Annotated in this window: 7 protein-coding genes and 1 pseudogene; 1 reads left to right on the forward strand and 7 read right to left on the reverse strand. The window is 29.6% G+C overall.

The features are described 5' to 3' along the window. Window positions 1-102: 102 nt before the first annotated feature. The 7 genes and pseudogenes from P695_RS0102645 to P695_RS05455 all read right to left on the reverse strand — a co-directional run bounded on the left by P695_RS0102645 (window position 103) and on the right by P695_RS05455 (window position 6,730). Complete coding sequence (locus P695_RS0102645) at window positions 103-924, reverse strand: lipoprotein (RefSeq protein ID WP_028126730.1); 822 nt, start codon at window positions 922-924, stop codon at window positions 103-105. A gap of 111 nt (window positions 925-1,035) precedes the next feature. Continuing rightward, window positions 1,036-1,764: an SDR family oxidoreductase gene (locus P695_RS0102650; RefSeq protein ID WP_035026315.1), complete on the reverse strand. Its 729-nt coding sequence runs from the start codon at window positions 1,762-1,764 to the stop codon at window positions 1,036-1,038. 131 nt (window positions 1,765-1,895) lie between these two features. Continuing rightward, window positions 1,896-2,555: a uridine kinase gene (udk, locus tag P695_RS0102655; RefSeq protein WP_028126732.1), complete on the reverse strand. Its 660-nt coding sequence runs from the start codon at window positions 2,553-2,555 to the stop codon at window positions 1,896-1,898. Window positions 2,556-2,701: 146 nt separating this feature from the next. Next, complete coding sequence (locus P695_RS0102660; RefSeq protein ID WP_028126733.1) at window positions 2,702-3,283, reverse strand: hypothetical protein; 582 nt, start codon at window positions 3,281-3,283, stop codon at window positions 2,702-2,704. 207 nt (window positions 3,284-3,490) lie between these two features. After that, the gene (locus P695_RS0102665; RefSeq protein WP_028126734.1) at window positions 3,491-5,476 is read right to left on the reverse strand and encodes a PTS transporter subunit EIIC; all 1,986 of its coding nucleotides are present in this window, start codon (window positions 5,474-5,476) and stop codon (window positions 3,491-3,493) included. 24 nt (window positions 5,477-5,500) lie between these two features. Then, window positions 5,501-5,581 (reverse strand): annotated as a pseudogene (locus P695_RS06410) (PTS transporter subunit EIIB); the annotation flags it as partial. Window positions 5,582-5,941: 360 nt separating this feature from the next. Then, entirely contained in the window at window positions 5,942-6,730 is a 789-nt protein-coding gene (locus P695_RS05455) for a BspA family leucine-rich repeat surface protein (RefSeq protein ID WP_169728737.1), read from the reverse strand. A 321-nt stretch (window positions 6,731-7,051) separates the two neighbouring features. On the opposite strand from P695_RS05455, the gene P695_RS0102680 reads away from it, so the two are divergent. Beyond that, window positions 7,052-7,393 carry a hypothetical protein gene (locus tag P695_RS0102680; RefSeq protein WP_028126735.1) on the forward strand — a complete coding sequence of 114 codons (342 nt, stop codon included), beginning with the start codon at window positions 7,052-7,054 and terminating at the stop codon, window positions 7,391-7,393. Window positions 7,394-7,415 lie beyond the last annotated feature (22 nt).

Here is a 7,415-nt window from a genome sequence, read left to right on the forward strand (position 1 = left end):
CTTAAAAAATTATTTTACAAAAGTAAAAATGATTTGAAAATAAACCAATGATGTCTAATCAACATCTTGGTTTATTTTCATAATTCTTGATTAATTATATTTTTAAAAAGTGGCTGCATTAGTGATTGTGATAGTGCCTTTGTAGAACAAATTATCTGAAAAAACACTAATTACAGCTGATGTTTTTTCTTCATTAACATTAATACTTAAATTATGACGTTTCAAACTAGGTATTTTTTCTTTGTTTTTTTCTAAAAAAAGATTAATAATTTCTTGCCCAATCATTCCATCATTTTGATCAATAGGTCATACAAAGTGTTTGATTAATCCAATTGCATCAATGTTCTTTTTGACAAAATATTCCATATTAATTTGACCAACATACTTATTTGAATCAATGATGTTAAATCTTGTTTTATACTTTTCAAATTTCCCGTTCTCATCAGGAACAGAACTAGAATTATTGCTAAAATTAGTCTGGTTTAACCCCTCTAATTTATCGGCATTTTGCGTTATAAAAGCTTGATAAATAGTACGATCTTGATTGTCTTCCAAAATCCCTAATGTTGTATCTAAATCTTTAATCGTACTAATATCTTGTTTGATGATTGTAAAAGTTACATCAACTGAACCTTTAAACTTTTTACTGTAATTGGTGGAGCTAATTTTGGCTGAGGTTTTAGTTGTTGAATTTTCTTCAATTCTAAAATCATCTTCAACTGTCCCAACAAAATCATTATTGAAATTTTGTTGTAAAAAAGCTTTGATAATTGTATCAGTCCTGTTATCTTCTAATAAACCTAAGGTTTTATCTAAATTTTTGATTGAATTGATATCTTGTTGACTTTTGTTGCAAGCAACAACTGTCACAGCAGTGGCTCCCACCATGCCTACACTACCAAGTAATGCTAATATTTTTTTCATTTTTTAACTCCTTCATTGAGTTTTTGACACTCAATAATATTTTATTTGACTTATGAAAAAATTGTTCTAAAAATTTTAAAAAACTAACACTCAATAGTGTTAGTTTAATGTTTAAATTTTTTGTTTAGTGTGCGTGATTAATAATTCTTTAATATTAATGTGTTGCGGAAGTTGATAAGTGTATAAAATAGCATCAGCAATATCACAAGCTGCTAATCCACCTTGTAAACGATTTTTATGCACAAGATAAGCACCTAACACTTCTTGATTAGTTGTGGTATCTAATAAATTAGTGTCAACCATACCTGGCTCAATTAAAATAAAACGCACATTGTTTTCCCCATTTTCACGACGTGCTTGTTCAGTAATTGCATTAACAGCAGTTTTAGCCCCATTATATAAAGCATGATCAATCGAAGTTCAACGACCAGCCACTGATGATAAATTCACAATCGTTCCATGTTGACGAGCATTCATCGCTTTCAAGACACAATCCATCCCATTAACAACCCCTTTAATATTGACATCTAATGTTGCATATTTATCGTCTAGGGATTGGTCAACATATTTATCCATTGGCATAATTCCAGCATTATTAACTAATAAGTCAACTGGACCATAAATTGCCTCAGCTTTTTTGATGGCGTCGCGCATTTGAACAATGTCAGTCACATCAACTTGAGCAGTTACTTTATGTTCGATGTCGAGTGCATCTAAAAGATGCACTCGACGAGCCATGAGTAAGACAGGATAACCTTGAGCGGCAAATAATTCAGCTGTTGCTTTCCCAATTCCTGAAGATGCCCCAGTAATGGCGACTAGTGGTTTTGTTGGTTTCATAAACTCTCCTTTAATCTAATCTTTTTGAGATAAGTTAATTATATCTAAAAACTTTAAGTAAGTTAAACTGGGATAGTTTGAACATTAAAACTAAAAAGTTGTGTTGGTCAAGATTTCACCAACACAACTTTTTAATGATTTATTTTTTCTGCTTCTTTTTTATTATTTCTTAAAATATCACGAACTTTAGTTGCTACTAAATCAATGGCAATTTCATTTCCATCATGGAATGGAATAATAATGTCGGCTTGTTGAATACTTGGTTCAACAAAAATATCATGCATTGGTTTAACTGTTGTTAAATATTGTTCAATAACATTATCAAAACTACGGCCACGGTCTTTAATATCACGTTCTAATCTGCGAATTAAACGAATATCATCACTAGTTTTAATAAAGATTTTTAAATCCCCTAATTTAAAAATCTCTTGAATTTGTAAAGCTAAAATCCCATCTAAAATAACAACATCAGCTGGGGCAAACTCAATTCATTCTTTTTCACGAGAATGAGTGACAAAATTATATTGCGGGACATTAATTTTCACACGACTTTTTAATTTTTTTAGGTCAGCAACTAATAAGTCCACATCAAAACTATTGGGGTGATCAAAGTTTAAGTTTTGTTTTTCTTCAAAACTTAAATTTGAAAAATCTTTATAGTAATTATCCATTGATAAATAACTAACAGATTTATCTTTTAAAATTTGGTTAGCAATTTTGGTCGCGACGCTAGTTTTTCCAGAAGCCGTTCCTCCAGCAACAATAATTAAAAAAACTGGTTTATGATTCATCTTTTATTTTCTCCACTTAATCCGTTTAATATTATAAATTAAAAACAAAAGGATGAACAATTTTAGATAAAAAATGCGAAATTAGCTTTAGTTTATAGAAAAAAACAAGCAACTTTTTTTGCTTGTCTTTTTGTTTGTATTGCAAATTAAGCAGCTTTAGTTTGAACTTTATTTGCTTTTTTTGCTTTTGGTGATTCTTCAACTTGTTTATTGTTACCTTTAAAGCAACTTACAATAGCAGCAATTAATCCTAATCCAGAAACGGCAGTCCCAGTAATTAATAAGATTGTTGCTGGAGATGTTGCTCCTAAAAGTTGTTTTCCATCAATGAAATTAAAGAAGTCTTTAAATTGTGTAAAGTCAACAATTGAACCCGTTACTTTAGTATAAATGATAATTCCAATGACAAGCGCCCCGACAACTAAAACCCCAAAAATAATAATAAAAATTATACTTTTTAGAATTGTTTTCCCTGATCTCACGATGAATACCACAGTTTTAATCACAAAGAACAATGCACACACAGCAGCAACACAAATAAATCCGATTGCTAAACCATTAATTAATTGTTCGTGATTAGTTAAATAGGTTTTTATTTCAGCCTCTGTTGGAACTGATGTTGCAACCAGACCATAAATTAGTAAACCTAATAATGTTGCAAACATAATGAAGAATGACAAAACAACAATAGTGTTAGTTAGTCCTCCCAATAATTTTTTAATAAACATATCTCTTTTCCTTTTCTTTATTACTAAATTATTCTAATAGATAAATTCTTAAAATAATTATTTTCTGTTATTTTTTTAGATTTTCCTATCTCTTTGTTAGAAAATATTTCCAAAATGCTTTAACAGAATTTTTGCATTTCTCTTTAAAAAAGAAGTGAACTTGATAAGTACTGTTCCTTATCATGGTCACACCTCTATTTTACAAAATTATTTTGTAGCAAGTTTTAATTGTTGAGCATTTGCTTTTAATTGCTTTCTTTCTTCTTTAATCATCACTCCTAAGCGAACTTCTTCCAACATTTCTTGTTGATTCTCACCTTTATAAATTTTATTAACAAGATTTATGTAATTATTTTTAGTGTTCATTAAGGTCTCGTGATGTTGTTTAGTAGCAAAAATTTGATTAATTAAGGCAATTGTTTGATTGTTGATTGGTAAAATTTGTTCATATTTTAATTGCATTGATTTTTGCACTTCCACAATTTTATTTTTGATCAACTCTAAGTGTTTTGTCAATTTTTCAATTGCTTGAGGGTTTTTATTTTTCTCTTTTAACCCAATTAATTTAATTTCTATTTTATCCATTTTAGCGATTAAATTATCATACTTCATATTTTGTTTTAAATATTCTTCTTGATTTTTAATATGAATTTTATCACTTTGCAAATGTTCAATTTGACTTAATTCATTTTTAAGAGTTTCTTGTTCAGTGTTGTCTACTCCATTTAAACCAATGTATTTTAATGTTAGATTTGTTAATCGTCTCATGCTTTGTTTGGTTTTAACTTTTCAATCTTGTTCAAAAAAGAATGCTGTAATCAAAAATGCAGCCAAAGTAGCAATGCCAAAACATAATAATGTGTAAACAATATCAATAGTTCCACCATTGTGTTCTGATTGAGTACCTGTGATGGTATTCATCACAGCTAAAATCCCTAATCCACCTTGTCTAAAGTATGGAGAACCTAACAACCCAAACACTAATCCACCAATTGCTGCTCCCACACAACCAAAAACTAGAGCTTTAATTTTAATTAAAGTAACTCCAAAAATCATTGGTTCTGTGACACCAAATAAACATGGAATTGCCGCATCAATTGATGTTTTTCTCATCATTTTGTCTTTTGTTCTGAAAGCCACACCAAGTCCTGCTCCCATTTGTCCAAAGGCAGCTATTTGTGAACCCATCATAATTGGGATTGAAACTGAAAATCCAGCAGTTGAATTAATTAGTCATGGCGCCATAACCAAGACAACTAATGCAACATGAGCTCCAGTTATAACTAAGAATTGTCATGCAAAAGCATAAAACATGACTCCAAGTCCATATGGGATATCGGTTAGTAAACTAACAGCTCTTCCTAAAATATTTTCAAAAATGCCAATCACTGGACCAAGTGCCACGAACACAAGAATTGTGGTAATAAACAAGGCAATTGCTCCAGCAAATAAGTTATTTAATAAATTAGGCACAATTTTATCAACAACAATTTTGACATATTTGAATAAAAAAACGGTTGGAATCAAGACAAAAATACTTCCCATCACTGGACCAATTTTTATTTTCATTCATCCGCCCCATGCATCAACAAGTGGGACACTTCAACCTTGAACAATTAATGTTGGAGCACAAACCATTAAGCCTAACACCGCTCCAAAAACTGGGTTTAATTTTAAGTATTTAAAGCCATTAATTAGAATTAAAACACCTAAAAACTGCATTGCTCCGGTTCCTCCAATGTAGAAGATTAAACCAATGATAAATGTGACTTCATTTCCTCCCCCAGCAAGTCATGCTGCTTTTTGTTGTAAAAAACTATTAAGCAGAAGAATATTACCACCACGATTAAGAATAGTCATTTGACTAATTGAAGGGATAACTTTCGCTAACACTAAAATTGCTTGTAAAGAAACAATGATTCCCATTCCAATGACAGCCGGAATCATCGGCAGCATAAATCCTTTTAAAGTATTCAATGTTTTAGTAGCAAAACTTAAATCTTCTTTTTTGACAACATTATCGGGATTAAACAGATCAACTGGCAGATTACTTTGATTAGCACTGTCTGCAACAGTTTCTAAATATCGATTAAAAGCATCGAAGACTTTGGGAACTTCCATCCCAATAATGACTTGTAATTCATTACCCAACCAATTAATCCCCTTGACTAATCCGTCTTTTTTTTGAGCCAAGAGTTCTGCTTCATTGACTAAAGCTTTATCTTTGATTTTAAATCTTAGCCGAGTAACACAATGATAAAGATCGCCAAAATTAGCTTTTCCTACCGACTGCTTGATATGTTATTTTTAAAAACTCATCATATTTGTTTTTATCTTTTTTCATAATTAGCTTTCTCCTTTATTTATAAAATTATTTAATGATTGTTTAATGTTCTATCATTTTGATGAAAATCATTTATTGAATAAATTGCTTAAGCCGTTCGCTTAATAAAAAATCATCTTTTTGTAGAATCCATCTTCTACCTCCTGATCAAAATTGAAAAATCTTAATCTACTTTTATTTTGTAATAATTAAAATTTTTAACAATCATAATTTGGAAATTGAAAACTTTTTTAAAAGAAGAAAGTTCATTCACATGACAATGTGAATGAACTAAAGAAATTTTAAGCTAATTATTATTTCGACCTTATTCTTCTTTAATTAAAAAATGGTCTATCACTTTCATGTCAATTTTTGTTATTACTAAAAAAGTTTTTTCAATTAACTTTTGCAACATCTCAATTAGAAAGACCTTGATTAAATGCATGAGCATTATCAAACATGTAGCCCATATTGGTCACATTGCTGGTATCTCATTTTCCTAGATCTTGATTAAATGATATCGCAGTTGAAAATATATCCCCCATATTAGTCACACTGAGAGTTTTTCAATCAGAAATATCTTGATTGAATTTTAAAGCTTTTAAAAACATTGACCTCCTGGTGGTGACACTTGCAGTATTTCATTTTGCAAGATTACCATTAAATTGCTTAGCATAACAAAACATAAAGCTCATATCAGTTACTTTTGATGTATCTCATTTTGCAAGATCGCCTACAAATGCTTTCGACCCTTGAAACATTGCTGACATATTAGTAACTTGTGAGGTGTTTCAATTTGCAAGTTCACCATTAAATGCAGATGCACCAGAAAACATATGTTTCATCGTGGTAACTTGTGAGGTGTTTCAAGCAGATAAATCTTGGTTAAATGCTGATGCATCATAAAACATCGATGTCATATTCGTTACTTGTGATGTATCTCAAGTAGATAAATCTTGATTAAATGCTGATGCTTCAAAAAAGACACTGCGCATATTAGTTACTCGCGATGTATCTCAAGTGGATAAATTTTGATTAAATAATGTTGCAGAAGCAAATAAACCTCGTAAACTAGTTATTTGTGGGTTAAGATAACTAGGCACTTTTTCAATCGTTGTCTTCATTAAAGATTTTTGAAAAATCTTTTTCATTTTCTAATATTAGATCTAGACCTTGTTCAAAAGAATCTTTTGGTTGTTTTTTCATGTGTTATCTCCATTCTTTACTATTAACTTACTACGAAGTTAATGTTATGTTTGGAATTTACACAAAATTCTTTACAGACCCTCTTATGATAAAAAAATGTTTTTTTTCCTGTATAAATGTTTTTAAAAATTAAAGTGGAATAATATTTATGTAACTTTATGTTATTACCGTTTCAAAATTAACTTATTTTTCCATAACATAAAACTATGATATTTCTTATTTTAAAAAGGAGAACTCTTATGAAAACTTTATTAATAACCTTAATGCTAAGTAATTGTGGGGTAAGTATCATTCCACCAACAATGAATGTTCAAAAAAATTTGAATTATTCAATCAATTTAAAAGATAAAGTAAAAAACTTTTCAGAAGAAATTGACAAAAAAAATATTGTGCAATTTTTAACAACAATTGCATATTATTATGTTAAAGAAGCATTCTATCAAAACACTTATGATGATTTACAAATTGGTGAATTAGCTTTTTCAAAACCAATTAACCTGTTAGGTGATGTCAGTTTAAAAAATGAAAATATTATTAAAAACATCAAAAATTTAATTCATGAACAAAATGAGGGTCTGTAAAGAATTTTGTGTAAATTCCAAA

It is taken from the genome of Williamsoniiplasma lucivorax ATCC 49196, from assembly GCF_000518285.1.
GTDB classification, from domain to species: Bacteria; Bacillota_I; Bacilli_A; order Mycoplasmatales; family Mycoplasmataceae; genus Williamsoniiplasma; species Williamsoniiplasma lucivorax.